The following is a 26,229-nucleotide window of genomic DNA, read 5'->3' on the forward strand; positions in this document are numbered from 1 at the left end:
ATAACGAATCAGACTTATTGATGAGCTAGGTTTGCAAATATTTGATGCCGATATTTGTGAAATCGATAAAGTATCTGATAAGGTCATTTTAATTTAAGTATACTATGCATTTTCTATGGTTTATTTAATAGCTATAATCATTTATACTTTGCAAGTAACTTTAACGCTGCATGTTGACTTTTACTGTTTATAGCTTATTACCATAAGCATATAAACTCTTACAAAGTAACCATAATATGTGTATATATTTGCTTACTTTTGGCATTTGCTTTCAGTAAAATTATTGCGAGCTTCGCTAATTGAAGGATTTTATTATTTGCTACTAGGAGGGGTTCTCTAAAAAAGAAAAATCTTCATAAGTATACCAATATTTCTTATATTTTTCTCCTATGGAACTGATATCATCATTATAAAATCTTAAATCAAATTTAATATTTAGTCCTTTATATGGGGGAATGTTGGAATTGAGGAGTAATTCTTTAAAATCGTCAATCTTGTTCTCATAATCGGTATGGCTTGTTCCTTTAGGATCTATGAAGATGATTTTGTAATCGTTTTCTTTTTTAACCCAAAAGATAAAATCGGGAAAAAATTTTCTGTATCTGTTATCTTTTCTGTAGAAATACGGTATTCCAATTTTGTCCAAAGTTTCATCTATTTTACTAAACATCCATTCTGCTGATACGCTTTCTCGATTTATATATTTCTCAAGAGCCTTAATAAATTTCACTTCGCTCTCATTTACTATTATATGGTTTATATAATCCATTTTCTCTGTTCTTGAATAAATTAACGGCAAATAATAATGTTTCGCTATATTTTTTATTTTTAATTCTTTAAATTCAGCCTCATTCTTTTTGCCTGTTTTTACATTTTCAATTTCTGAGTTTAACAATTCAACATCTTCAGTTGCTAGATTAGATATTTTTATATGCTTAAAATGTATTATTTCGTCTTCAAGTTCTTTAAATCCGTAAAACGTTTTATTTTTTATATCGGTGTGAGAAATCAATTTGCCGAGCAAAAAATCCATATCATTATAGACATTATCCTCTTTTATTTGAAAAGAATTATCATCGTCAATTTTCTGCTGATTGTTTTACTCCTGTACTATCTGCGAGCTTTTTTTGAGTTAATCCCTTTTTTCTCTTGTCTCAATAAGTTTGCCTATAAGAGCAACCTCTAAAATTTATACGTCTTTTTGCGTCGGATGTAAGAAGTTTTGGATCGCTCCATATATAGTTAAAAGTTGTACATTTTATATTATTTATCTTTTTCATATTTTTAGTTCTCTCTTTTTAAAAAATCTGTCAGATTGTGTCTCGCTTTTTCTATGTCTCTTAGCGGTGTTTTTTTCATTTTCTTAATAAAATGGTGTAGTAAAACGTATATATTTTTTTGCCAATAGAAGAAAAATATTCTATTTTTCAGCGGTCTCAGCTCCCATAATTTTCCATCAATATGTTTTACTATCGGTGCTTTTGCTCTTGTTCCATATTTTTCCAAGACTTTTACATAAGCTATTATTTTTTCAGCATTAATTTTGTCGATTTTATTTGTTTCTCCTCTTTAAAATAAATCATAAATATAATCCTTGAGAAATTCTCTTCCATTTTTATCTTTATAAAAGATAATTTCATACATACTAAATTTATCCCTGTATATATGGTATATCGTAGCAATACCTTTTAGTACAGAATTGATTACGAAAATAAACGAATAGCAAAGAGAAGTAAGGACAGTGTTTATGAGTAAAAATTATTGAGATTAGTAGCAATAATAAGCGTGACGAAGGTATTTAATTGCAACGGTAAGAAAGTTTATAGTGAAAAATAGGAGAATACAGTTTGGAGGAATTCGAGAAAACTGTTGAGGTATTCGGATTTATACTGTTTATTTATGTCTTTATAATATTCTATAATTTTGTATTAAAGTAATCACTTTTGATTATTTTTTGTTTTAAAGCATGTGTGTTAAAGTATATGCATAAATATAATTGATTGAAAATTTATTCTTATAATCTGATAATAGGTAAGCAATGATAGCTATGCGAAGAACGAGGGGGGGGGAATGAAAATATTTAACTATTGATTAAAATAAAGCTATTTTAATAAAAGAAACCGCTAAATATCCACTTTTTCAAGCTTGAGACTTGTATTTGTGCAATAAACAAAATATTAATACTATAAATATGGAATTTGAATTATGGATAATATTCGACTAAAAACATTAAACTTATTTAAGTATATTAAATCAGTTTTAGAACTTAGCCTTAAAGTTCAGACTGACTTTTCTGGTATATCATTTAAAAAATTTGAAAACTCTTTTCAAAATACTAAGTATATTTCATCAATTTTTACAAATCCAGAACAGGAAGATTACTTTATAATAAAATACCCTGATAATCTGCCTCCGCTGAAATATCCAAATGAATTATCGGGGTTCATTATAGATTATCCTGATAATCCACATTTAATAAAAGAGGAAAACCCTAATAATGATACTATTATTACTCAAAGCAATAATAACAGAGAAAAAATTTGGCAAGAATTTTTGCCTAAATTGCAAGCATGGAAAAAAGAGAAGCAAGATAGATTATTAGTTGAGAGACTTTTTAATGATTTATATAACCTTTCTATACATAGAGATGAAAACTATGAGTTTATATTAGGACATGGGATAATAGCATGGAAAATATCTAAACAAATATCATTAAATTACCCTTTAGTAAGCATGGAGTTAAATGTTGGTTACGATTCTGAATCGAAAACAATTAGGATAAGTGCTGTTGATGGGAAAAGCTTTGTATTGGAAGATTTGGTTATTCAAAATTATGTCACAAATATATTGGAAATAAAAAACTTATTTTATAGTTTTGATTACGACATAGCTGAGAAAAGTTCATATATAAATTTTTTTGGACGTATTGTCAATATGTTTAGAGACCCAACAAATGGAAATATTGCTAATGCGAAATTAGTTGAGGATAAGCAAATAGACCCGTGCGAAATTGATCATGACTTAAAATTAATTGATACATGGGGAATTTTTTATAGAAAAAGAAGACAAAGTGCAGAAATAAAAGATTCAGAAAACTACATCGAGAAGTTTAAAAGTGGCAATAAAAGCGATGATGGGAACAATATAGGTGCTTTGAAAACTTTTTTACAGAAAGCATCAAATACTCGCAAAACCGCCGGAAAGCCACTAATTAGCGTAACACAGTTACTGCAAAAACATGGCTTAGTACGCGATACCTATCCAGACAACGAATTTCTGCGGACTGCGGCAAATAGAGGCACAAAAATCCACGCTAATATTGCGAAATGGGTGAACGGGATTGATGAGAAAGAGCCGGATGTTGATAGCTACTGTGCGGCGATTAAAAATGCGTTAAAAGATAAAATGGCTGACACTCATAAGTTCGCCGAATGGAGATTATGTGACGATATGATAGTTGGCACGGCTGATTTAATTTACGTCGATAAACAAGATGGCAAATGCATAATGGCAGATATCAAAACCGTGAAAAAGTCTGAGAGAAAGTCTGAGAAAAAGTCTGATTATCGGAGCGTAGCGTGGCAACTTAGCCTCTATAAGTATCTGTTTAATTTAAACGCGATTCCGTTAGGTCTAAAGCTTATTGATAAGCTTGAGGTGATAAGATTATATCCCGATGTCGATGGCATGCATTGCGAGCTAACAGATGTTTCAAGTTACGTGTCTGAGATAGATGTTATGGAATTGCTGCGCGCTGAAAGAGAAGGCAGACAATGGACTGGAAATAAAATAACTGTAGCGAACGATGAACGTAAGCTAATTAATCTAGCAACGCGTACTGTGGATAATTTTTATCCTAGATCATATACTGAAATAGAGGTATTGCAAAATGATAAAATTTTGTTTCCTCTTCCTTTTAATGATGAACAGGTCAATATTCTGACAAAGTTAGAAGTTTCTGATAGCGTAATTGTTCAAGGACCGCCTGGCACAGGGAAAAGCCATACAATAGCTAATTTGATTTCACACTTTTTAGCTATGGGCGATAGGGTTTTGGTGACTAGTCAAAAAGATCAAGCTTTAGACGTGTTACTTACAAAAATTCCTGAAGAGCTTAGAAATTTTTGTATACCGATTTTATCGTCAGTTCCGGATGCCAAAAAAAAGATGAATAGTGTATTCTGTGGAATTACAGAAGCAATTAATTATCCTTCGCATGATTTAGCAAAAGACATTGAAGTCCTCAATTGTGAAATAAATGATGCAAAGAATAAGTTAATTGAAATGCAAGATAATATAAAAAAAGCTTCTAAAGGACAGCTAACTAAAATTAAACTTAATGATGACAGCTATTTGCCAATGGTTGTTGCGCAAAAGCTTAAGGATGAGACAGATAAACATTCATGGCTTAAGGATAAGGTCGCGTATAACGTCGAGTATGTCAAGGACAATATGGGCAATGATGTAAGTGTAGTAACACCTATACTTCCATTGGATAAATCTGAATTGAAGCGTTTGTCAGATTTGTCAGAACAGTTAAGAGGTTATTTAGATGATTTAAAAATAAAGAGACCTCAAATAAAATCTTTGATTACTCCTAAAGAATTTGAAGAATTATCAAGTAATTTATTGAAAATAAGAGATTTAGGTTCTCGATTGAATTCATTTAGTCCTGATTTAGTTATAAAAAGTTCAAAAATTGAAGATTTGGCTTCTTTTGCTACTTTATTAAGGAATAGATTGGACAATGATAAGAACATAATATTAGAATGGCAAGAAAAGTTGTTGAAGATTATAAGTGATAAGAGAGAGCAAAAGCAACTGCAAAGTATATTCTCAAAACTTTTAGAACAGAAAAGTAAGTTAGAAGAATTGAGAGGCAAATATGATTCCTTTAAGGATGTTATAATTAAAACTTCATTTGCGACTACAGAATTAAAAAATTTTTTATTTAAACAATTGGAAAAAGTTAGGGATAATAAGAATATTTATAGTTTTTTTAACAAAATATTTATGTCAAAACGAGAGAAAATGACTCTGAATAATATTTCAGTAGACGGCATAAAAGAGTTAGAAACAGAAAGCGACTGGCGTCAAACTATAGATTACATTGAAATGTTAGAACAATTGAATAATTTATGTGTAACATGGAATAAGATAGCTAACAAATATTCTTTGCCGATTATAAATATTATAAATACGCCAAATACTGATAGAAACAAGTTTAAAGAATTTGAAGATAGCTGTAAGGAAATATTACTGTCAATTTCATATATGGAAGCTGTATTACGAAATAAAAAGATACATGAGAAAATTAAAACTTTTTCGGGAAATATTTTAGAGAGAGCAGATTATGCATTAACTACTTGTCACATTGAGAGCATATTACAAGCGGTAGATTGTAAACTTGAACTTATGAGTAGTAAATCCCGGAATACTAAGGCTAAGGAAGAAGAGCTAAAAAACACAATATCTCAATATTTAAATGGTTATAAAGAGAATTTACAGATATTTAATTCCCTTTCCGCAGTTTATAATGGTCAGGAAAAAGCGATTTTAGATTATACTTCAGCGTACAATAAATTAAAAGATTTAGAGTCGTTAGAAGATAGGTATAAGGAATTTTGTGATTTGTTGAATAAATTGCAAGATAAAGCTCCTATATGGGCAGGGTTCTTTATGCAAAACTTGTCATCCGGCGTAGTTTATCCTGAATATTGGGCTAAGACGTTTCAATATAAAGCGTGGATGTCATACATTTCTGAAATTAATAAGTTAGCAAGAAGCTTAACGCGTCGGGAAAAAGAATTTGTTTCTCTGAATAAAAAATTGAGGAAACTAAAAGAGCAGTTGATACTGAAAACTGCATTTATGAATATTCAAAAAAGCGCTACACGAGCAAATGTGATAGCACTTGAAGAATGGAAGATGGCTCTAAAAAGGTTACCAAAAGGAAAATCTAAATATGCATTTGAAAAGAGAAGACTGCTGCAAGCGGCCACACAAAAAGCCAAAAACGCTATACCTGTTTGGATTATGCAATTGCATAAAGTATCAGAAACAATTCCTTCTGAAGTGGGCATTTTTGACGTCGTAATTATTGATGAAGCAAGTCAAAGCGATATTAGAGCTTTTTTGGCTCTGGTAAGAGGTAAAAAAGTAATAGTTGTAGGAGATCCAGAACAAGTAAGTCCGCTTAATATTGGAATTGATGTAATGCAAATTCAAAATAAAATAAAAGAACATCTTGCTGATATTCCAGCTAGCAGTTATTATGATTTAAAAACAAGTATATATGACATTGCAAAGTTGATTCTTGGTGGCAATAGCGAGTTGATGTTGAAAGAACATTTTAGGTGCTTGCCAGAAATTATTAAGTTTAGTAATGATTTATGTTATGACGGAAAGATTATCCCTTTGAGATATGAGAATCCCAATAAAAAACTAACACCGGTTTTAGAGACTGTGTATGTACAAAAAGGCATAAGGAGAGATGATGTTAATATAAATGAAATGGAGGCAGAGATTATATGTTCAAAAATCAAAGACGTTATAAAAAATGAGCTATTTGATAATAAAACCATAGGTATAATATCGTTGACGGGTAGTGAACAAGCGGAATATATTGAAAATATTTTAACTAATTATATATCAACAGACGATCGTGCAAAATATAGAATTAGAGTGGGGAATGCTGCAACGTTTCAGGGAGATGAGAGAGATATAATATTTTTGTCTATGGTGGTTGGTCCTAATGACAGTAAACAATATAAACCTTTAACAGAAGATGTGTATAAACAAAGGTTTAATGTTGCTGTAAGTAGAGCAAGAGATAAGATTATACTAGTTCATTCCTTAAAATTAGATGAGATTGCAAATCATAATTGTATGAGATATAAATTACTTGAGTTTATGACTGGCGTGGATTTAACAGAAAAAATAGAAAGAGATCATTTAACCTTTGAATCTGATTTCGAGGAGATAATTTATAATATTTTTGCGGATAAAGGATATGCTGTTAATTCACAAGTAAAAATTGGGCCATATAGAATAGATTTAGTTGTAGAAGGAGCTGATGCCAAACTCGGCATTGAATGCGATGGCGACAAAGATTGTCTGCCGGAAGAGTGGTTTCGAAATAGTTTAAAGCAAAAAAATTTGGAAAGGATGGGATGGAATATTTATCGTATATGGGGAAGCGATTTCTATAATGATAGGCAAACTATTATAGAAGAAATCACTGCGAATCTAAATAGATTGGGCATTTATCCAGTTGGGAAGATATAATACTAATCATGTCGGTTAATAATAAATCTTTAACTAATACAATCAAAATTAAGTATATTTTTATGGTCTTTTAGATATGAGATTGGAGAGTATCTAAGCTGCCTGCCTTTCAGAGTCGGAATAGTAAACTTATAACTTATTGTTTTAAATAGTATGCTAAGTTTTATGGAAGGAACTTTTATGAAATTAAAAAATTCTCCAACTCCAAAGCAATTCTTCGAAAAATTGCAAAAGTTGATATCTGCCAATAGAAAGAATGAAGCAAAGTCAATTTTGGACAATGCTCACAGCGATATTCTCAATATGGCTTGCAAAGCAATTAAACAGGAATACAGTCCCTTTAAAATACTATCGATATTTGAAGAAATTCAACCGAGAATTATTCTAAATTGGGATAGTTTTATAAAGTTTATTAGAATTGTACATAAGAAAACAATAAAAGATATTTGTGCATTCAAACAGTACGAACTTTTCAAATCAATTTTAGAAAATAATGAATCTCAGTTGGAGCTTATTGAAGCAAAATTAAAAGAAAAAGTTTTTGAATTTACGCGTGGTTATATATCTACATTTTATACTTTTTTATTGGAAAAAGATTTTCTTAGCACGCATGCACGCATTGTGAATGAAATTTCAGAAACAGACAATATGCATCTTTTACATGGCTATATAACTGCCATAGGAAAATATAATTATACCGGTGATTATGATAAAGAATTGAATGCAACTATAAGAATTCTTGAGAGTCTGCAAACAGATAGTAGACTTCATAGCAGTATATTGTATGCTTGTGAAAATTTAATAAAATTTTCTGAAAAAATACCAAGGTTGCTTTTAAAGTTGAAAGATTCGTTAAAACCTGATAATAGGCAGACGTTATTATTTATACTTTCAAATTTGGTCGAAGGTTATTTAAAAGAAGATTGGTTTAACCAAATTTTATTTTCTTATACTGGTATTTTATCAGATGATGTTGATCCTATAGATAATATCTTATGTAAAAAAATAGTAAAAGGTGATATAGCTACTGTCAAGAAGTTTTTACATACTTGGGCTAAAAAAATTAATTTACATCAATCAGAAAAATTTGATATAAGATCGTTTCATGATACAATTAATGCATTTCATAAAGAATCCGATATTGCAAAAGAAATGATAATAGAGATGTTAGATAATGAAAATTGTTCGATTTTTTATCTGGGAACTTTGTTTTTAGACACATATCAAGCTGAGTATCTGGATTTTAATAACTTTTCATTTGATTTTTTATCTTCAAATAATAAGTTAAATAAATATGATTATATATACATATCTAAAAAATTAATAGGACATTATAGTAATAAATTTAATACGATGTGTCCTTTGATTTTTTCAATTATGGATAATTTAGAATACAATGATAGCAGAAAAAATATAATAAGAAAATTATTTATAATTTTTATAGGTTTTAACTTTCCCCAATCTACGATAGTATTTCTTAAAAATAAATTAGTTTTACTTGATCCTAAAGAACCTAAAACTCGATATATTTCGTCTATTATAGATTGTATTGAAACACATATTAAACCTAAAAATGAATTACCTCCTTTAAAAGAATTAGAACCTCCTGACAACATAATGCGAAAACTGTCCAGAGCTTTAAATGAACGATATCACAATGGAATGATGGAAGCAGTTAAAAAAGAGTCGATTCTGTTGTGGCGTATACGGCAAACTCGTATCAAATATGGGATCGCTTCTTTTTCTTATAATAAATCCTTAAAAGACTATCCTGAGCCTCAAAAAATGGGAACTATAAGTTTTTCTTCGGAAAGTCCGTTATCTGGAATATATTCCCCAATTCCTCACGCTATGTGTATGTTAAATATGCTAAATATTAAAAAAGGTTTATAATGAAATTAATAATAAAAGAATATCTAACTATGTTGAAAGAATCAAAAGAATTGGATATTTTACTGCCTGACTTATTATTACAAATGGGATTCGATGTAAGAGTAAGCCCCTCCATAGGTGTCAGACAATATGGGGTTGATGTAGAAGCAGTAAAAGGCGAGAACGGGGAAATATATCTTTTCACGATAAAAAGAGGAGATATTGATAGAAAAAATTGGGATGGAACCCCTCAGTCTGTAAGGCAATCACTGAATGAGATAGAAGATACATATATACCAAACATGCTGGCAAAAGAATATAAAAATAAGAAGAAAAATATAATTGTTGTTACCGGTGGAGAAATGAACCAAAAAATCACTCCAAACTGGGAAGGATATAAAAAGTGTAATAAAGATAAGAATATTTCATTCGATTTTTGGGGCGGGAATCAATTATCTCTTAAGATAGAACGATATCTTTTGAATGAACACTTATTATCGCCTAAATTGAGTTCAAGTTTCAGAAAAATATTAGCACTTTTAGAATATAATAGTTATGAATTCACTGAACTCAATAAAATTTTAGAGGAGATGTTCATTGATGATATGCAAGTGGGAGAAAGAAGTCGTGATGATAGAATTGAAAAAAAATTTCGAACAGTGAATCTTATGTTGAATATAATATACTATTGGGCTAAAAGCAACAATAATATAAAGCCTGCAATTCTTTGTGCAGAAAAGATTACAATAGCGTCATGGGGGATGTTAAAAAAATACTCTCTATTTAAAAATAATGTCTTAATAAAAGAGTTCAAAAAAATATACGATACTTTAGAAGAAATATATGGTGATTATTTTGAAAAAATAAAACCTTATACAGAAATTGAAAATGGATTGTGCATTAATGTTGCCGATTTTTCTATCAATTCAATTAATTTATTTGAAATTTTGGGTTTTCTAGGTATTTATGGCTTTATTAAAGAAAAGTTATTAGAAGTGCAAAAAACTATAATTGAACTTATAAGAAAACATAAATGTTTATTGAATCCATGTTTTGATAATCAGATAATAGATATTACCTTAGCCGTTTTAGTCATATCTAAAGATATAACAACTAACAGAAAATTTTTATCATCGTGGATCACTTCTATGATAGAATGTGTATGTTTTGCTTATAAAGAAGGGATGTATTTTCCTATATCATCAGATGATTATGATGATTTATTTGAGTGTAATATAAATAAAAAGTTGACTAAAGAAGAATTGTTTGATGTATCAACACTTATTCCGATACTTTTACAATTGTGTTGTTTTAATAATTTGGATGATATATACGATGAAATCCAAACAATGTTAAAAAATATGGATTTCGGAAAATGTGATTTTCAAATTTGGTATCCAAACAAAGATACGGAAGAAAAAATGTATAAAAATAGCAATGCTGTGCTAGAGACTGGTTGTACAGATAGTGAAGTTGATATTCAAATTTCAGCTAAAGAAATGAAGAATAGAATACAATTAATTCAAAAAAATTCTGTCTCGTCTGATGAAATTTCTGCTATCAAATATGGTTTTAATGTATTGCCTTTGATAATAAGTCGTCATTATAGGATGCCTGTATTCCCAATGTATTGGCAAGATCTATTGTTGAATAAAAAATAATACACTATAATCTTATTCTAAATCTAACTCAGCTTGGAGATATTATTTAAGATATGATATTTAGGATAAGCAGCCAGTTAGATATTGGCTGCCCGACCTGGACTCGAACCAGGAGACTTCTGCTCCAGAGGCAGACGTGTTACCAATTACACCATCGGGCAATTTTTATGATTAATATTATAAATTATATTAAAAAGTTCTAATTTTTGGCAAATTTTTCTCTTGCAGGACTAATCAAGCCGTGTTGTGAAGGATAACGGACGGGGAAGATATCTTTAAATTTTTGTCAGTATAAAACAACTATTGAAACAAGTGCATTATTTGTATTCTTTACATTTTGCAAGTTCATATCGGCAAATTTTTTATTCAAAAAAATTAACAATTGATGTTGCTACGTAACAGTTCAGCGATATAATATAAAATCTTTAATTTTTTTATCTATGTTTTTGTTATTGAATTAGTTTTTTTATGACACTTGTGGTTTTCACTATGTCTCGCATAAAGAAAGAATAAAGAGTATTTCTCATTTAAAGGGGGGAGAGACTCCTTCTACAGGATAGATATCTCAGAAAGAGAAGTGTATTATTGCGAGGTAGGAGGAAGACTAGACGAGCATAACGCATAACGATTTATTTTTATAATCCAATTACTTTTCATCAAAATTAAAATACGCAGGCTTAAATAAAAACTTTCAAAATCTTTTTGATGAAATAATAAGTGTATATTGTGTTGATTTTAATTCTAAAAACGGGAAATACAGTTTAAGTTTAACAGCTTAATTGCACTGAATGTCGTTAGGGAAAGAGTGCCTTTATTATAATTATGTACGGTTTAGTCCGTTAAGACTCAAATATCAATGGAATAATGAAAAGAATTTTTCATCAGCGAGACAGATAAAACCGTAAATTTAATCTATTGAGAAAAATTACTTTTTCTCATAATGTGTAGATTACCTTTTAGTTTATTGTGACTGGATTGCCAGAATTAAAATTAAGTGATGCGTTGTTAATGTTTATGGAGGTGGCGGGAATTGAACCCGCGTCCGAAAATGTTTCAGTATGACCGCTACAGGCTTAGTCCGAAAGATTTATCTCGTTTATAACGCCGTCTCCGGACGTGATTACGTTATAAACCAGCGCTGTTTTAATTTCGTTTTAAGCTGACAGCACAAGCCGCTTAAAACTAACCTGCTTTTTGTCGTTTTACCTTATAGCAAGTGTCTAAAGTAAAGCGAGACTGCGTTAAGCAGCCATTAATGGCATTTGTGCTTTCATCATTGAACTAAACATTATTGGTTGTTTAGTTATTTCTGAACTAAAATGCCTATTTTTCGTTTTGTTGTTTATTTTTCGGTCGATTTTTACGGAGCCATCGACCAACTCCGACCTGCTGTCATTACGTCCATCACTTCCGTCGAACCCTGTTCACCCCCGCTTTTCTTCGTAAAACTTTGCTCAGATATAACTGTTTCTCTTTGCTATTCTTTCTTGTATGTTTAAATTTTGTTTTACATTAAAACGAAGAAAGAACTTTATAGGATATACTTTTTATATAATTTTGATTGATTTATGCTTTTGTTGTCTTACCTTTTTAAAAAAAAATTTTATGATATCTGCACATTCTCTGCTTAAATATTCTTCTCTCCCGCCGTCAATTTCTATTCGGCAGTTGGGTTTTTTAGTATCTGCTGTTTTAAGTACGTTTCCACAATAGTCCACCTTTTTATCAAAAGCACCAAAAATAATTTTTTTTATTCTAGCATTTACTAAAGCTCCGGCGCACATTGCGCACGGTTCAATTGTAGCATATAAACAACAATCATTCAGTCGATAATTTTTGAGTTTTTTTGCAGCTTTTCTCAATGCAATAATTTCGGCGTGAGCTGTAGGATCTGACAATGCGATGCATTTGTTAAATCCTCTTGCAATTATTTTGCCGTCTTTAACTATTACAGCTCCTACGGGTACTTCCTGCGATTCTTGGGCTTTAGAGGCTTCTTTTAAAGCTTGGAGCATAAAATAAGCATCATCTCTAACTTGTTTATTTTTCAAGATGTTTTTCTATTAATTCTCTTATATCGTTAGGGAAACGCACAGGTTTAAACATTTTGTTTACAAAAGGATGTTTTGTTTTTCCCGTAACTAAGAGTTTTCCATCACATTTTACTTTGTAAGAGCATGTAGTGCTTGCCGCTGTAACTTCAGTAAGACTTGTTTCTATTGCTATTAGGTCATCATATTTTGCTGGCGCCAGATACTTGCATTCGGCATAAATTACTGGAAAATAAAATCCGCGCTTTTCAATTATTTTATATTCAAAGCCGATTTCTCTAAGTAATTCAGCTCTTCCTCTTTCAAAAAAAGTCAGATAATTGCCGTAATATACCATTCCCATCTGATCGGTGTCGGCGTAAGCTATTCTCAAGTGCAACACATTCATAATCTACTCCCAGTTTAAGTTTGCTTTAAATTATAATAAATTTGTTTTTAATAAATCAATACGCCGTATCTAAAGAGGCACCGGAAAACAAAAATATTGCCACTGTCTGAACTTAAAATTATAAAGGAACTACAACAGAAGTTTTTGAAACAAAAATAAGATAAGCACTGCTAATTATGAGGAAAAAGTCCGCATTCTTGACTGCCTTTGTAAAATTTGTAAATTCCCAATATCTTAAAAAAAACTGTTGTTAGACGCTTAAGTCAAATCTCATCTATCAAATCGAACTGTTCCGCACTGCTTTTACTTGCAAATCTCAAAAAAAGCTCTGTCTTCTCTAAAATAACGCTTTACTTCTTCTTAAAATATCCTGAATAGTTTTGTTAACTCTCGAATTTCAATATTTTTGCTTTCATAATAATATACTCTTTTCAATAAATATGGACGATTAAGAGAAATGACAATATTTACTTCGAATAAAAAACTATACTTTTATTCTAAAATTTCCGCTTGCCCTCGTTATATATTCCTTTAACATTGCCGTTTTTGTTAACAAACTTTGCAAATATGTTTTGTCAAGTTTTTTCTTGGAGGTTTTTGCAATTTAAGAGTAACAATCTCCCTACTATTCTATAACAAATCCTCTAAAGACGTTATTGTATTAGAAAATCCATCTTATTCCAAGTTTATTTTTTTGCGATTAAAGTAAAAATAAGCAATATCCGAAGGGTAAAGCGGAATGTAAAATTTTATTGCTCTGTCTAGCATAATGCTTTTTGCAGAATTATAAGAAGTTTTGACAAGATGCATATGTGCAAGGGAGCTTTTTTGATTTCTTACTGTATTTTAGCGACATAATGCTTTTATGCCATTTACTTGGCTTATCTTCTTGTAAAATGGAGAAGAAATTGATTTTATTATTTATTGAGCGCATAGATGGAAATTTGCTTATTGTTAAAAAGAAGGCTTCGGGATTGTAAATCTGGACGATTTTAGATATATGCGCTTTTGAAGAGAGAACTTCCTTATAAATTTGCACGCACAGCCGTGGGTTACAAATAGAGAGTGTGATATATACGTTGTGCTTATAAAAAAGTACGTAAGAAAATTTTTAAACTGTTTTTTATCAACTCTATAAGCGTAATTTCGTAATTTTAATATTTATTGAGTTGGGTTTTTTTGTAAAATGTTAATTATGCTGAAAATTTTAACTGTAGAAGTACCTTACAATAAGCTGCTTACAAGATTGGGATATCTTCAGACTAAAACAAAACTTGATGAGAAAACTGCCGGTTTAATAAGGGAAAATTTAAATTTGTCGCAAAAACTTGTTAAACCTCAAACGGCGGTTGCTTTTGAAAATATAACGATAAGCGGTGGCAAAGTATCGGATGAAATTTTATTTGAGAGCGGATATAAAATTAGAAGTAGTAATTTAATGGCGCTTTTAAGAGATTGTTTTAAAGTTTATGGGATTAGCGTAACTATAGGCGGGTTGTTGGAGCGCAGGAGAGATGTGTTTTTGAAAAAAAAAGAAACTTTTAACGCTCTTATATCTGATGCGGTAGGGTCCGTTGCCGCAGAAGAAACAATAGATCTTGTGAATGCACAGATTAAGTCGTATGAAGAAAAAAATGGTAATATATTAACAAGGAGATATTCTCCAGGGTACGGCGACTGGTCGCTTGAGGACAATAAGCATTTTTTGGATTGGATAGGCGCAAAACATATAGGCATTAAATTAAATGAGTTTTGTCAGATGAATCCAGAGAAATCTATTTCAGCTTTAATAGGTGTTGCCAAAAGAAAGACAGAGTAAAAGCTGAAGAATTGAAAAAAAATGTTATAGAAAGCAAGAGCAAAAAAATTGCAATTAATTTGTAAAAAAATCTCTATTATTGGGAAATGGTCTGTTTTATTAAAACATTTTTAAGTTCAAATGCGATTAGAGAGGGAGATATCGTAGGGACTGAAATATTCTGTTAGTAAAAAAAGAATTTCTTATAAAAATATATGATATAAAAACAAAATATTGGTGGGTGTTACCTTGCGGAAAGTAATTTTAAATAAAATTAGACTTTAATCGTGTAATATCTGAGATTGTGAAAGACTGAGAAAAGTGTTTATCGGCAACAACAAAAAACTGCAAAAACCAGTATGGATAATTAAGCAAGAAAAGAAGGATTTTTGGTATGAACAGACAAGAATTTTTGGATATCCTAAGAAGTCGTGTGTTAATAATGGATGGAGCGACAGGAACTGAGCTGCAGAAGAAAAAATATCTCGACGGCGTTGAGATTCCGGAGGAAATAAATATTAAATTCCCGGAGAGAATTGCGGAAATTTATTCCTCTTACATAAATGCGGGTTCTAATATAGTTCTTGCAAACACATTTGGCGCGAATTCCATAAGGTTGAAACAGCACGGACTTTTAGACCGAGCTGATGACATAATAAAGTCAGGGATTGGTTTGATAAGAAAAATTTCTTCTGATACTATTGTCGCTGGCGATATTTCGTCGATAGGGGAATATATTGAACCGCTTGGTTCTTTATCTTTTGATGAGGCTTATAACGCTTTTGCATTTCAGTCGTTTTTGCTGCAAAAACACGGTGCAGATATTATAGTTATTGAAACAATGACTGAAATAAAAGAAGTTAAAGCGGCAATTCTTGCAGCGAAAGAAAATTTTAACGGAGCAGTTATTGTTCAAATGACTTTTTCAAAAGACGGTATTACGGTTACGGGAACTGATTTAAAAAGTTTTATTGCAATGGCGGAAAGTTTAGGCGCCGATGCTCTGGGATTAAACTGCTCTATAGGCTCTCAGGATTTGGCGGAGCTTGCAAAAGTTCTGTGCGATAACACAAATCTTCCTATATCTTTTAAACCTAATGCTGGAATTCCTGTGTTGATTAACCGCGAAACTTGCTTTCCTGAGACGAAAGAAGAATTTATTGAAGCAAGTTTAAAAGCATATTCTTACGGCGTCAATATGTTTGGCGGCTGCTGTGGAACGAATCCTGAATTTATAAAAATTTTGTCTGGCGAGCTTAAGAACAAAGCTCCGAAAATACGTGGTATGAAAAGTAAATATTTCCTTTCAACGAGAACAAAAGCTATAGATGTAGATGAGGCTAAGCGTCCTGTTGTAATTGGCGAGAGGATAAATCCTACGAACAGGAAAAAGTTTCAGGAGGAGCTGCTTAAGGGCAATTTATCTCACGTAAAAGATGAAGCTCGCTCGCAGGTTCAATCTGGCGCAAATCTTTTAGATGTGAATATGGGTGTTCCGGGAACAGATGAAATAGAACTTCTTACAAATGCCGTAAACCAGATACAGGAGACAGTCCCTGTTCCTTTATGCATAGATTCGAGTAATCCCGGCGCTTTAGAGCAGGCAGTTAAAAACTGTGCAGGCAAGCCTATTATAAATTCTGTAAACGGCGAACAGGCAAAACTTGACATAATATTGCCTATTGCAAAACGCTATGGCGCGGCGCTCATAGCATTGACGACAGATGATAACGGGATACCTGAAACGGCAGAGGGTCGATTAAAAATAGCTGAAGAGATTTTAAACTTTGCCGATCGATGCGGATTTGAAAGGAAAAATATTATTTTTGATTATCTCGTTCTTTCCGTAAGTTCTTCGCCAGGGCAGATACAAGAAACGTTAAAGGCAATGAAAGAATCAAAGAGAATATATCCTGAATGTAAGCTCATTTTAGGTGTTTCAAATATTTCTTTCGGACTTCCTTCAAGACAAACAATTAATTCAACTTTTTTAAAAATGGCTGTGGATGCAGGGCTTGATTTTGCAATTGTTAATCCCCACGAGAATTGGAATATAGATGATCCTTTTGCTAAGAATTTACTCCTGAATAAAGATAAGGGAGCAATTAAGTATATGGAGACATTTGCCGCTTTTAAAAAACAGATGCCAAAAACTGAGGCACAAAAACTTCCTCCGGATAAACAGCTTTATTTTGCGGTTTTAAATGGGAATCAAGAATCTGTAACTGACATTTTAAATCAAATTATTACTTCTGATGCCAATCCTTTTCAGACAGTAAACGATAATGTTTTGAAAGCTTTAAACCTTGTCGGCGAAAAATTTGCCGCAAAGGAATATTTTTTACCGCAGATAATTATGTCTGCACAGGCTGCTCAAAGAGCTTTTTCCATAGTAAAAACTATTTTAAAAAAGGACGAAAAGTCTTCTGCCGGTAAGGTTATATTGGCTACAGTTAAAGGCGATATGCACGATATAGGTAAAAACATAGTTGGCGCTGTGCTTGAAAGCTATGGTTTTGACGTCATAGATATGGGCATAAACGTCGATTCTCAGGCAATAATGAATAAAACCCGCGAAGTTAATCCGATTGCAATAGGGCTTTCCGCTCTTATGACAACCACAATGCCTGAAATGGAAATGGTTGTAAAATTAAGAAATGAAGCTCGTGTTCCCACAAAAATTATTGTGGGTGGAGCGGCGGTGACAGAAAAGTTTGCTAAAGAGATAGGCGCAGATGCTTATGCCAGAGACGCTATGGAAGCCGCAAGATATATGAAAGCTTTACAAGCAAGTAGGTGTAGATAATAAAGATCAAGTTACGCTTTTGAGTATATGTAATAATAAGATTTTGGAAAAATAAAGACTACACGAAAGGAAAAACGAAGCAATTGAGGCATCTCGTTAAATTCTCAGTTTAGTCACCATAAGCTCAATTAATCGGAGCAGTGGAGGATAAGTTCAGAATAATACAAACAAAGGGGTGGCAAAGTTGCGGATAGGCGGACTTCAAAAACTATCGCTTATAGATTATCATGGAACTCCTGCAGCCGTCATTTTTACACAGGGTTGCAATATGTTCTGTCCTTATTGCCACAATCCTCAACTAGTTTATCCCGACTCATTTGAGAAAATTCTAAATAGAAATGAAATTTTAGATTTCTTAAAAAAGAGACAAGATCTTTTAAAAGGAGTAGTCATAACAGGCGGCGAACCCACGCTACAAGATGATTTATGCGATTTCATAAAAAAAATCAAAAATTTGAAGTTTCCCGTTAAGCTTGACACAAACGGCACAAACCCTGAAATATTGCAAGAACTTATATGCGGAAACCTCATAGATTTTATAGCTATGGATATAAAATCGCCTGCCAAAAAATACAAATTATTTTTCAAGGGAAATTTAAACTTAATTATGCGGTCACTACATATAATTAAGTCTTCAAACATACCTCATATTTTCAGAACTACATACGATATGGATATTTTAAATGAAAAAGATATAGATGAAATAAGAGCAACCATAGGAAATTCAGAATACATAGTTCAAGAATGCAGGAAATAATTTAACAATTAACAACGGACAACAGTTCAATAAAAAGCACAATCAACTGTTATTTTTTATAGCTGTGCTCTCACATAGTGTAACGCAAGGATGGAAAAAGAAAGTGTCATTACGGATTTACATCGGAGTCTGTTATTTTTGTTTACTTTTTAACGGAAACTCTCAATTAGATTCAGTATGGCGATACTGTAGTAGTCCAAAAAGGAGAGAAAATATTATTTGTAAAAACAATAATTTTTACGGGTTTTAAATTCTTCTCTCTTACCTTCGTTCCACGAAGCAACGGGTCTCAAATATCCCACCACTCTTGAATAGACTTCACATTTTGTACCTTTAACTAAATCTTTTTGTAGTTTTAATTCTTTGATTTTCTCATGAATTTCGTTTAATGTCATTTTAGTGATTTCCTTATAAATTTATTTCACAGCAAGAGTAAACTTTGATTTGCCATGCATGGCTGTTCTAAAACATCTTATATGAGGAAAAATGAGAAAGGATATCAATTCTCATATAACATGTCTTCGAGTGCTTTTATTTGTTTGTCTATATTGTCAAGTTTTTCCTGCTTACATTTCGGACATTCGGTATGTTCGCCTTCAATGTAGCCGCACCGCGGGCACACACTGAAAGTAGGCGTTATTGTAAAATATGGCAGATTGTAATTTTCGCATACGGTTTTTATAAAAATTTTTAGACTTTTCGTATCTTTAATACGCTCCCCTATGAAAATATGCAAAACCGTCCCTCCAGTGTACTTTGTCTGCATTGAATCTTGTAAATCTAGATTTTCAAAAATGTCGTCGGTATAATCTACCGGCAATTGACTTGAATTTGTATAAAATGGCGTATTTTCTGTTTTACTTGCCGAAATTATATCGCGGTATTTCTGCGTATCAAGCCTTGCAAGCCTGTAAGATGCTCCTTCCGCGGGCGTAGCTTCAAGATTGTAGTTGTTTCCTGTTTCTTTCTGATATTTAATAAGAGTTTCTCTCATAAAATCCAATACTCTTTCGCCGAAGGATTTCCCTTTTTTGCTCCCGATTCCTTCTCCAAACAAATTCATACATGCTTCGTTTAACCCTACAATTCCTATTGTTGAAAAGTGGTTTTTCCAATATTCATTAAAGCGTTTTTTAATCGTTCTCAGATAAAAACTTATATAAGGATATAAATTACCAGACGTAAATTTTTCTAAAATGTTTCTTTTTATTTCTAAACTTTGCTTTGCAATATCCATATTCACTTTAAGTCTGTCTATAAAATCAGATTCGTTTTTTGCAAGGTAACCTATTTTTGGCATATTTATTGTGACGACTCCTATTGAACCCGTAAGCGGAGACGCTCCAAAAAGTCCGCCACCGCGCTTTTTAAGTTCGCGGTTATCTATTCTCAAACGGCAACACATGCTTCTTGCATCTTCGGGTTTCATATCAGAATTAATAAAGTTTGCAAAATAAGGTACTCCGTATTTTGCTGTTATATCCCATAAAGCGCTTATGTTTTTATTATTCCAATCAAAGTCTTTCGTTATGTTATATGTAGGTATTGGGAATGTAAAGACTCTGCCTTTAGCGTCCCCTGCAAGCATGAGTTCTAAAAATGCCTGATTTAACATATCCATTTCTTTTTGAAATTCGGCATATTTTTTATCTTGATATTTGCCGCCGATTATGACAGGTTCGTTTTTGTAATGTGGAGCTATGGTCAAATCCATAGTTAAATTTGTAAAAGGAGTCTGGAAACCGACTCTTGTGGGGACATTTATATTAAATAAAAATTCCTGTAAAGCCTGTTTTACTTCTTCATAGTTTAGTTTGTCATAATAAATGAAAGGAGCCAGCAGTGTGTCAAAGTTTGAAAAAGCTTGCGCTCCGGCGCTTTCGCCTTGAAGAGTATAAAAAAAATTTACAATCTGTCCAAGCACTGTCCTGAAATGTTTTGCCGGTTTTGCTTCAGATTTTCCGGATGCGCCTTTAAATCCGTTCAGCAGCAAATCCTGCAAATCCCAGCCTACACAGTAAGCGCCAAGCAATCCTAAATCATGCAGATGCAGATCCCCTTCGCTGTGTGCCTTTCTTACATTTTCCGGATAAATTTTATTCAGCCAATAAATCTTGCTGATTTCTGAAGAAATATAATTGTTGAGACCCTGCAAGGAATAAGACATGTTGCTGTTTTCATTTACCTGCCAATCTGTTTTTTTGAGGTACTGGTCAACTAAATCAACGTTGAAAGCAGACATTATTTCTCTTATTTTACTGTGCTGATCGCGGTAGAGTATATACGCTTTTGCAGTTTTTTTATACACAGAAGAGAGCAAAACTTCTTCAACTATGTCTTGAACTTCTTCGACAGTGGGTTTTTTGTTTTCAATCGTATCTAGTAGAAGAGATAAAGCTTTTATGGTTAGTTTATTTGCTATGTCTTGTCCAAATTCGCCTGTAGCTTCGCCTGCTTTTGCTATAGCCGCAGCAATTTTTTTTGGATTAAATGCTTCCCTGATACCATTTCTTTTTATGATTGAACTAAAAAATTCTTTGTTTTCCATATTGTGCTTATGTTAATATTTACTACCTCTTATGATTGAACTAAAAAATTCTTTGTTTTCCATATTGTGCTTATGTTAATATTTACTCCCCCCTGCTGCCTGATAGCAGAAGTGAAGAGGAGGAGGAGTAAGGATAATGAAAAAAGTAAGTGAGCAAGGATTAAAAGAAATAAAAAAGAGCAATGAATATAAATGCAAAATAGAACAATACATATAAATAAGTATTTCAAGAAGGAGGACTAACTTTACATGAGGCGAAATGTAAAGTCTTAAGAAGCAAAGAACTGAAATTGAGAACGCAAGAAATAAAAGAGAAAGAGATAGATAACAGGAAAGAATTTGAGCAAGCGATATTTAATTAAGCCAATACATCTTTCTTTTTATACCCTCTTTATTTATTATTGAACTTTGAACATCTTTGAGATAGCTTTTGCAGATGAACACTTGTGCAAAAATATACACAGGTTTATGTTAACATACCAATGTTCCCATTGTTTTTTGCAGAGCGTCCAAATACTCCCAAGATTAGTTTCTTCCAACGGGGGGCGTTCATAATCTGGTATTTTTGTTCTGTCTTCATTATGGCCAGCCTCTTCTGGCGGCTTGTTATCAAAAAAAAGAAAAGGCTTCTTCTCAGTCTTTAGACGAGCCAAAATTTTAGCTCTTTCGCCATTAGGAGCTTTTCTACAACTGCATATCATTGATGGTATTAAAAGTCCTGCTATAAATTTACTCACGTCGTATCCTTCTCTACCAAATACTTCAAATACCGTCTTTTTCGTCGTTTTCTGAACTGTCTGTTTCTTATTGCCCAATTTGAGACACTAGTGTGCATTTTTTCAAAAACCAAAAAATTTACAAAACGCTAATATAGCATAAACGCCGCTTATTTAGTGTGATTTAATATTTATTAAAAACAAAAATATCAACAAAAAAGTTGTTTTCTTAGCCTTGCGCGTTTATTTCCAGCATCTTTAGAATTGGAATGTAAGCTTTTTGTCTTATGTCGTCAGGAACAGAAACTATATTTTTCATATTTGTAAGCGTATCTAGAACTTTTGCAAGTGTGATTTTTTTCATATTAGGACACACTGCAAAAGACGATACGGGGTAAAAGTTTTTATCCGGATTATCTTTTTTAAGCTTATATAGAATTCCCGTCTCTGTTCCTATGATGAATTCTTTCGCGGTGCTTTTTTCAACATATCTACACATAACACCGGTTGACATAATGTGGTCTGCGGAAGATATGACTTCTGGACGGCATTCAGGATGAACTAAAACTTCCGCATGCGGATGCTCTTCTTTTGCGTTTAAGGCATATTCTGGCAGAATTAAATTATTGTGCGTAGGACAAAATCCGTTCCAGATATTCATTTTTACGCCTGACGTTTTTTGAACATAGTTGCCTAAATTTCTGTCGGGAATGAAAATTATATCGCTTTTATTGTCGGCAACGCTTTTCACAACGTTTACAGCATTTGAAGACGTGCAGCATATATCGCTTTCAGCTTTTACCGCAGCGGAAGTATTTACATAAGCTACCACTACCGGATTTTTATATTGCGATTTGAATTCTTTTAATTTTTCGGCAGTTATCATATCTGCCATAGGGCAACCTGCATCTATTGCGGGAATTAAGACTTTTTTATTTGGATTTAGTATCGATGCGGTTTCTGCCATAAAATGCACCCCGCAAAAAACAATTACATCTGCATTTGTTTGCACAGCTTTTTTGCTTAAATCCAGAGAATCGCCGACAAAATCTGCTATATCGTGAATCTCAGGCAGCTGATATATGTGGGCTAAAATTATGGCATTTTTTTCTTTTTTTAACTCATTTAGTTTTTTTATTATTTCTTTCATTGTTTTATTTCTTCAAATTTTCTCATTTTAATTGATATACCGCTTAATGCAGTTATTTTGCCAAACAAATTTGTTTTAAATGTTTTATGACCTTCGGATGTTTCGTCGGCACTTTCTGCTGCAATTTCAAAACATATAAGACTCGCGATCGTGGCAAAAAGATAATCTTTTTCAACTGCGCAGAATGTCCCTGTAACAGAAGTCGACATACGGTCTGTCCTCACAATTTGGGACATCATGGGATATCCATCTTAACTATAAAAACTTTTGCTCCATCGGTATAAATATCTTCTTTTCCAGCTGCTGCAACAACACTCTTTTTTCGTAAGCAAGAGTCTTTGCAATTTTTATTATATTGTTCCCGGAATATTTCCGCTGTCAACGCCTTTTGTGACGACGTTTATTCCTGCAACTTTTGCGATTTCAGAAGCACTGCCTTTTATAATGGTAACTTTATACTATAAAAGTTCTGCTATTTTTTCATTTCTGTATTTTGTCGCACCTACCTCTGCGGCATCTACAACTACGTGGATTTCCTTTTGTTTGCGGTAGCCATAAACTTGTTTCATAGCGTCGACTGTGTTGTTATTTAGAGTTCCTATGCTTATCATAACGGAGTTTGCACATAGACGCCATATCTACAGCTTCTTCAGGAATGTGTGTCATTTACTAGCGAGCCGCCGAAAATTTTGATGGTATTGCGCAATCTGAAATTATAACCCAGTTTGTAATGTAATGCATTAAAAGGGAAATTTTTCTCGTTTTTTTTCCAAAACTTCGTAGATATTATCTACAATTCTACCTCTTTACTAATTTCTATTTAGAATGACCAATAAATATTGTAACTGTTATTAATTATACTTTTATTTGAATTTTTTTTCTACAAGAGTGCGTATGAATTCTGCCGTTTTATCTATGCCGAGAACAGAAGAGTTGATACACAAATGATATGAAATTGCCTCTTCCCAAACTTTTCCCGTATAGTAATTATAATATTTTGAGCGTTCTCTGTCCGAGCGTTCTATTTCTTCAAGAGCTTTGTTCTCCGTAATATTTTTATACAAACTTATGCGTTCTATTCTATCTTCTATATCAGCGCATATAAACACATTGATACATTTTGGATGATTTCGCAAGACATAATTGGCGCATCGTCCAATAAAAACTGACGATTCTTTTCTCGCAAGCTGTTTTATTATGTCGCTTTGAATTTTAAATAGAGAATCGTTTAAAATAAGATTATTGTCGCTCTGTTCCAAACCGAAAAAGTTTACAAATAATCCATGTAATCCTCCGAAAAGCCAAAAATGTTTTTTTTCGTCTGAAGCTTCAAAAAGTTCCTTTTCTAAACCACTTTTTTCTGAAGCTATCTTTATAAGCTCTTTATCGTAAAATGCTATATTTAAATCTTTGGATAATTTTTTGCCTATTAAAAATCCGCCACTGCCGTATTGTCGCGCTATTGTTATTGCAAATTTTTTGTTCACAACTTTACCTCTTTGCCTTGTTGTCTAATATGAAGTAGAAAGCAAAATGAAATGAGTGACAGCAGCTAACAGCTTTTTTTACTCTGTAATTTGCGATACTGTGCCATAAATATATAAACCGCTAAAATAGAAGACGCTATATCGGAAATCGAAATACTAATCCATACTCCGAAAATATTCATATATTTTGGCAGAACAATAAGAAGCGGTATAAGAAAAAGCACCTGACGTGTAAGTGATAATAAAATAGTCTTTTGCGCTTTGCCGATAGCCTGGAAGAAAGCCACCGCCACAGTCTGAAATCCTATAAAAGGGAAAAACATAAATGTGTAACGGAGTCCGGTTGCCGTTATATCAATGAGATTTTTTTCATTGGTGAAAATAGATGCCGCAGAGTGCGGAAACAACTCTACAAGTACGAATCCAAAAGTCATTATGGCAACCGCAATAATAATTGTTTTTTTTAAAACTTCTATTACGCGTTCATAAGCGCCTGCCCCGTAATTATACCCGGCTATAGATTGCATGCCTTGATTGAGACCAAAAACTATCATGATAAAAAGATATGTCATACGGTTTACTATTCCATAAGCGCCTACCGCAAGATTTCCGCCGTAAAAAGAGAGGTTTTTATTGATGAGAATGACTATCACACACGCTGTGGCGTTAAGAAGAAATGACGCCGTACCTATAGAGAATATTCCCTTTACAATTTCTTTTCTTAAGCGAAAAGAATCTTTTTTTAAACGTATAAAACTTTTGTTGCTGCTGAAAAACCATATTTGCCATGCTAAAGCTAAAGTCTGTGATATAATCGTGGCCGCGGCGCTTCCTCGTATTCCCCAACCGAATTTAAAAATAAACAGGGGATTAAGTGTCAAATTCATTAGGACGGTTATAATTGTGGCATACATCGCTTTTTGAGGATGGCCAGCGGAACGCATTAGAGCGTTGAGTCCTATATATGTATGAGTAATTACATTGCCAGCTAAAATGATAATCATGAAATCGCGTGCATAAGGAAGCGTCTGGCTGCTTGCGCCAAAAAAGATGAGAATAGGATTTAAAAAGACGAGGACTATTACAGAAAATAATATTCCCATTGCGATGTTGAGTACGTATACATTTCCGATTATATAATTTGCGGCAATGTAATCTTTCTGTCCGAGTCTCAGCGATAAAAGAGTTGCTGCTCCAATGCCTACTAAAGACCCGAATGCTGCGGCTAAATTCATGATAGGAAAGGTAATCGCAAGACCGGATAAAGCCAAAACTCCGACACCGCGACCTATAAAAATGCTGTCGGTTATATTGTAAAGCGATACGGTGATCATAGCAATAATCGCAGGAATTGCATATTCAACTAGTAGTTTGTCTATATCCGAAGTGCCTAAAATAAGCGGAGACTTTCCTTTTTTCATGTTTTTAGGATTCCTGAAATATGAAGTATATGTGTTATGTGTATGGATTAATATTAAGTATTTTAATAAAAACTGAATGTTTTGTATATTTACTGTCTATTATGTGCAGATTGTTCTTGTGGCGACAGAAGAGATATTTTGCAGTTGTCGTTTATTTCGTATTCTGCCTTTCAAATTCAAGACTGTTTTCTTAGCGTTACTGCAAAAATATTGAAAGAAATATCTCAGAATTTTGCTTTTTGGCAAGCCGTACTCAAATTGAGGATAATACCAAAATAGCATAGGTT

Annotated in this window: 18 protein-coding genes, 1 tRNA gene and 1 other RNA gene; 6 read left to right on the plus strand and 14 right to left on the minus strand. The window is 32.6% G+C overall.

Annotated features, from left to right (window positions below; translation table 11 throughout):
* Positions 1–322: 322 nt before the first annotated feature.
* Both LE179_RS00220 and LE179_RS00225 read right to left on the minus strand, forming a co-directional pair.
* Positions 323–1,033, minus strand: a complete 711-nt coding sequence (locus LE179_RS00220; RefSeq protein ID WP_374128367.1) for a hypothetical protein — start codon at positions 1,031–1,033, stop codon at positions 323–325.
* A gap of 251 nt (positions 1,034–1,284) precedes the next feature.
* Positions 1,285–1,551, minus strand: a complete 267-nt coding sequence (locus tag LE179_RS00225; RefSeq protein ID WP_374128572.1) for a type II toxin-antitoxin system RelE/ParE family toxin — start codon at positions 1,549–1,551, stop codon at positions 1,285–1,287.
* Positions 1,552–2,205: 654 nt separating this feature from the next.
* On the opposite strand from LE179_RS00225, the gene LE179_RS00230 reads away from it, so the two are divergent.
* From LE179_RS00230 to LE179_RS00240, 3 genes are all read left to right on the plus strand, one after another.
* Positions 2,206–7,287, plus strand: a complete 5,082-nt coding sequence (locus LE179_RS00230; RefSeq protein WP_374128368.1) for an AAA domain-containing protein — start codon at positions 2,206–2,208, stop codon at positions 7,285–7,287.
* Between the two features lie 180 nt (positions 7,288–7,467).
* Positions 7,468–9,180 carry a hypothetical protein gene (locus LE179_RS00235; RefSeq protein WP_374128369.1) on the plus strand — a complete coding sequence of 571 codons (1,713 nt, stop codon included), beginning with the start codon at positions 7,468–7,470 and terminating at the stop codon, positions 9,178–9,180.
* Positions 9,180–10,820 (plus strand): hypothetical protein, encoded by a 1,641-nt coding sequence (locus LE179_RS00240; RefSeq protein ID WP_374128370.1) that lies wholly within the window; start codon positions 9,180–9,182, stop codon positions 10,818–10,820. The genes LE179_RS00235 and LE179_RS00240 overlap by 1 nt, the downstream gene beginning before the upstream one ends.
* Before the next feature lie 85 nt (positions 10,821–10,905).
* Here LE179_RS00240 and LE179_RS00245 read toward each other — a convergent pair.
* From LE179_RS00245 to LE179_RS00260, 4 genes are all read right to left on the minus strand, one after another.
* Positions 10,906–10,981 (minus strand) — tRNA-Gln (locus LE179_RS00245).
* 851 nt (positions 10,982–11,832) lie between these two features.
* Positions 11,833–12,252, minus strand: a transfer-messenger RNA (tmRNA) gene (gene ssrA / locus LE179_RS00250).
* Positions 12,253–12,367: 115 nt separating this feature from the next.
* Positions 12,368–12,871: a tRNA adenosine(34) deaminase TadA gene (gene tadA / locus LE179_RS00255; RefSeq protein ID WP_374128371.1), complete on the minus strand. Its 504-nt coding sequence runs from the start codon at positions 12,869–12,871 to the stop codon at positions 12,368–12,370.
* On the minus strand, positions 12,861–13,259 hold the full coding sequence (locus tag LE179_RS00260) for an acyl-CoA thioesterase (RefSeq protein WP_374128372.1): 399 nt from the start codon (positions 13,257–13,259) through the stop codon (positions 12,861–12,863). Before LE179_RS00260 ends, tadA begins: the two co-directional genes overlap by 11 nt.
* Before the next feature lie 1,195 nt (positions 13,260–14,454).
* Between LE179_RS00260 and LE179_RS00265 the strand changes: the two genes are divergently transcribed.
* From LE179_RS00265 to LE179_RS00275, 3 genes are all read left to right on the plus strand, one after another.
* Positions 14,455–15,078, plus strand: a complete 624-nt coding sequence (locus tag LE179_RS00265; protein WP_374128373.1) for a hypothetical protein — start codon at positions 14,455–14,457, stop codon at positions 15,076–15,078.
* Positions 15,079–15,451: 373 nt separating this feature from the next.
* Positions 15,452–17,863: a homocysteine S-methyltransferase family protein gene (locus LE179_RS00270; RefSeq protein ID WP_374128374.1), complete on the plus strand. Its 2,412-nt coding sequence runs from the start codon at positions 15,452–15,454 to the stop codon at positions 17,861–17,863.
* A 175-nt stretch (positions 17,864–18,038) separates the two neighbouring features.
* The gene (locus tag LE179_RS00275; protein WP_374128375.1) at positions 18,039–18,620 is read left to right on the plus strand and encodes an anaerobic ribonucleoside-triphosphate reductase activating protein; all 582 of its coding nucleotides are present in this window, start codon (positions 18,039–18,041) and stop codon (positions 18,618–18,620) included.
* A 215-nt stretch (positions 18,621–18,835) separates the two neighbouring features.
* Here LE179_RS00275 and nrdD read toward each other — a convergent pair whose 3' ends face one another.
* The 8 genes from nrdD to LE179_RS00315 all read right to left on the minus strand — a co-directional run bounded on the left by nrdD (position 18,836) and on the right by LE179_RS00315 (position 25,942).
* A complete protein-coding gene (gene nrdD, locus LE179_RS00280; protein ID WP_374128376.1) occupies positions 18,836–19,015 on the minus strand; it encodes an anaerobic ribonucleoside-triphosphate reductase in 180 nt (59 codons plus the stop codon).
* A gap of 104 nt (positions 19,016–19,119) precedes the next feature.
* The gene (locus LE179_RS00285; protein ID WP_374128377.1) at positions 19,120–21,168 is read right to left on the minus strand and encodes a ribonucleoside triphosphate reductase; all 2,049 of its coding nucleotides are present in this window, start codon (positions 21,166–21,168) and stop codon (positions 19,120–19,122) included.
* A 398-nt stretch (positions 21,169–21,566) separates the two neighbouring features.
* Complete coding sequence (locus LE179_RS00290; protein WP_374128378.1) at positions 21,567–21,983, minus strand: hypothetical protein; 417 nt, start codon at positions 21,981–21,983, stop codon at positions 21,567–21,569.
* Between the two features lie 130 nt (positions 21,984–22,113).
* Positions 22,114–23,034 (minus strand): quinolinate synthase NadA, encoded by a 921-nt coding sequence (gene nadA / locus LE179_RS00295; RefSeq protein WP_374128379.1) that lies wholly within the window; start codon positions 23,032–23,034, stop codon positions 22,114–22,116.
* Complete coding sequence (locus tag LE179_RS00300; RefSeq protein WP_374128380.1) at positions 23,031–23,273, minus strand: hydroxyethylthiazole kinase; 243 nt, start codon at positions 23,271–23,273, stop codon at positions 23,031–23,033. Before LE179_RS00300 ends, nadA begins: the two co-directional genes overlap by 4 nt.
* Positions 23,274–23,492: 219 nt before the next feature.
* Positions 23,493–23,645: a hydroxyethylthiazole kinase gene (locus LE179_RS00305; RefSeq protein ID WP_374128381.1), complete on the minus strand. Its 153-nt coding sequence runs from the start codon at positions 23,643–23,645 to the stop codon at positions 23,493–23,495.
* Between the two features lie 252 nt (positions 23,646–23,897).
* Complete coding sequence (locus tag LE179_RS00310; RefSeq protein WP_374128382.1) at positions 23,898–24,521, minus strand: AAA family ATPase; 624 nt, start codon at positions 24,519–24,521, stop codon at positions 23,898–23,900.
* A gap of 65 nt (positions 24,522–24,586) precedes the next feature.
* Complete coding sequence (locus LE179_RS00315) at positions 24,587–25,942, minus strand: MATE family efflux transporter (protein WP_374128383.1); 1,356 nt, start codon at positions 25,940–25,942, stop codon at positions 24,587–24,589.
* Between the last annotated feature and the right edge of the window lie 287 nt (positions 25,943–26,229).

The organism is Candidatus Endomicrobiellum agilis (assembly GCF_020328115.1).
Classification (GTDB): domain Bacteria; phylum Elusimicrobiota; class Endomicrobiia; order Endomicrobiales; family Endomicrobiaceae; genus Endomicrobiellum; species Endomicrobiellum agilis.

Bases quoted from the DNA above. Each gene is read 5' to 3' on its own strand.
- LE179_RS00220 (WP_374128367.1), bottom strand. From the start codon at position 1,033: ATGGATTTTTTGCTCGGCAAATTGATTTCTCACACCGATATAAAAAAT.
- LE179_RS00230 (WP_374128368.1), top strand. From the start codon at position 2,206: ATGGATAATATTCGACTAAAAACATTAAACTTATTTAAGTATATTAAA.
- LE179_RS00235 (WP_374128369.1), top strand. From the start codon at position 7,468: ATGAAATTAAAAAATTCTCCAACTCCAAAGCAATTCTTCGAAAAATTG.
- LE179_RS00240 (WP_374128370.1), top strand. From the start codon at position 9,180: ATGAAATTAATAATAAAAGAATATCTAACTATGTTGAAAGAATCAAAA.
- LE179_RS00260 (WP_374128372.1), bottom strand. From the start codon at position 13,259: ATGAATGTGTTGCACTTGAGAATAGCTTACGCCGACACCGATCAGATG.
- LE179_RS00265 (WP_374128373.1), top strand. From the start codon at position 14,455: ATGCTGAAAATTTTAACTGTAGAAGTACCTTACAATAAGCTGCTTACA.
- LE179_RS00270 (WP_374128374.1), top strand. From the start codon at position 15,452: ATGAACAGACAAGAATTTTTGGATATCCTAAGAAGTCGTGTGTTAATA.
- nrdD (WP_374128376.1), bottom strand. From the start codon at position 19,015: ATGACATTAAACGAAATTCATGAGAAAATCAAAGAATTAAAACTACAA.
- LE179_RS00285 (WP_374128377.1), bottom strand. From the start codon at position 21,168: ATGGAAAACAAAGAATTTTTTAGTTCAATCATAAAAAGAAATGGTATC.
- nadA (WP_374128379.1), bottom strand. From the start codon at position 23,034: ATGAAAGAAATAATAAAAAAACTAAATGAGTTAAAAAAAGAAAAAAAT.
- LE179_RS00300 (WP_374128380.1), bottom strand. From the start codon at position 23,273: ATGATGTCCCAAATTGTGAGGACAGACCGTATGTCGACTTCTGTTACA.
- LE179_RS00305 (WP_374128381.1), bottom strand. From the start codon at position 23,645: ATGATAAGCATAGGAACTCTAAATAACAACACAGTCGACGCTATGAAA.
- LE179_RS00315 (WP_374128383.1), bottom strand. From the start codon at position 25,942: ATGAAAAAAGGAAAGTCTCCGCTTATTTTAGGCACTTCGGATATAGAC.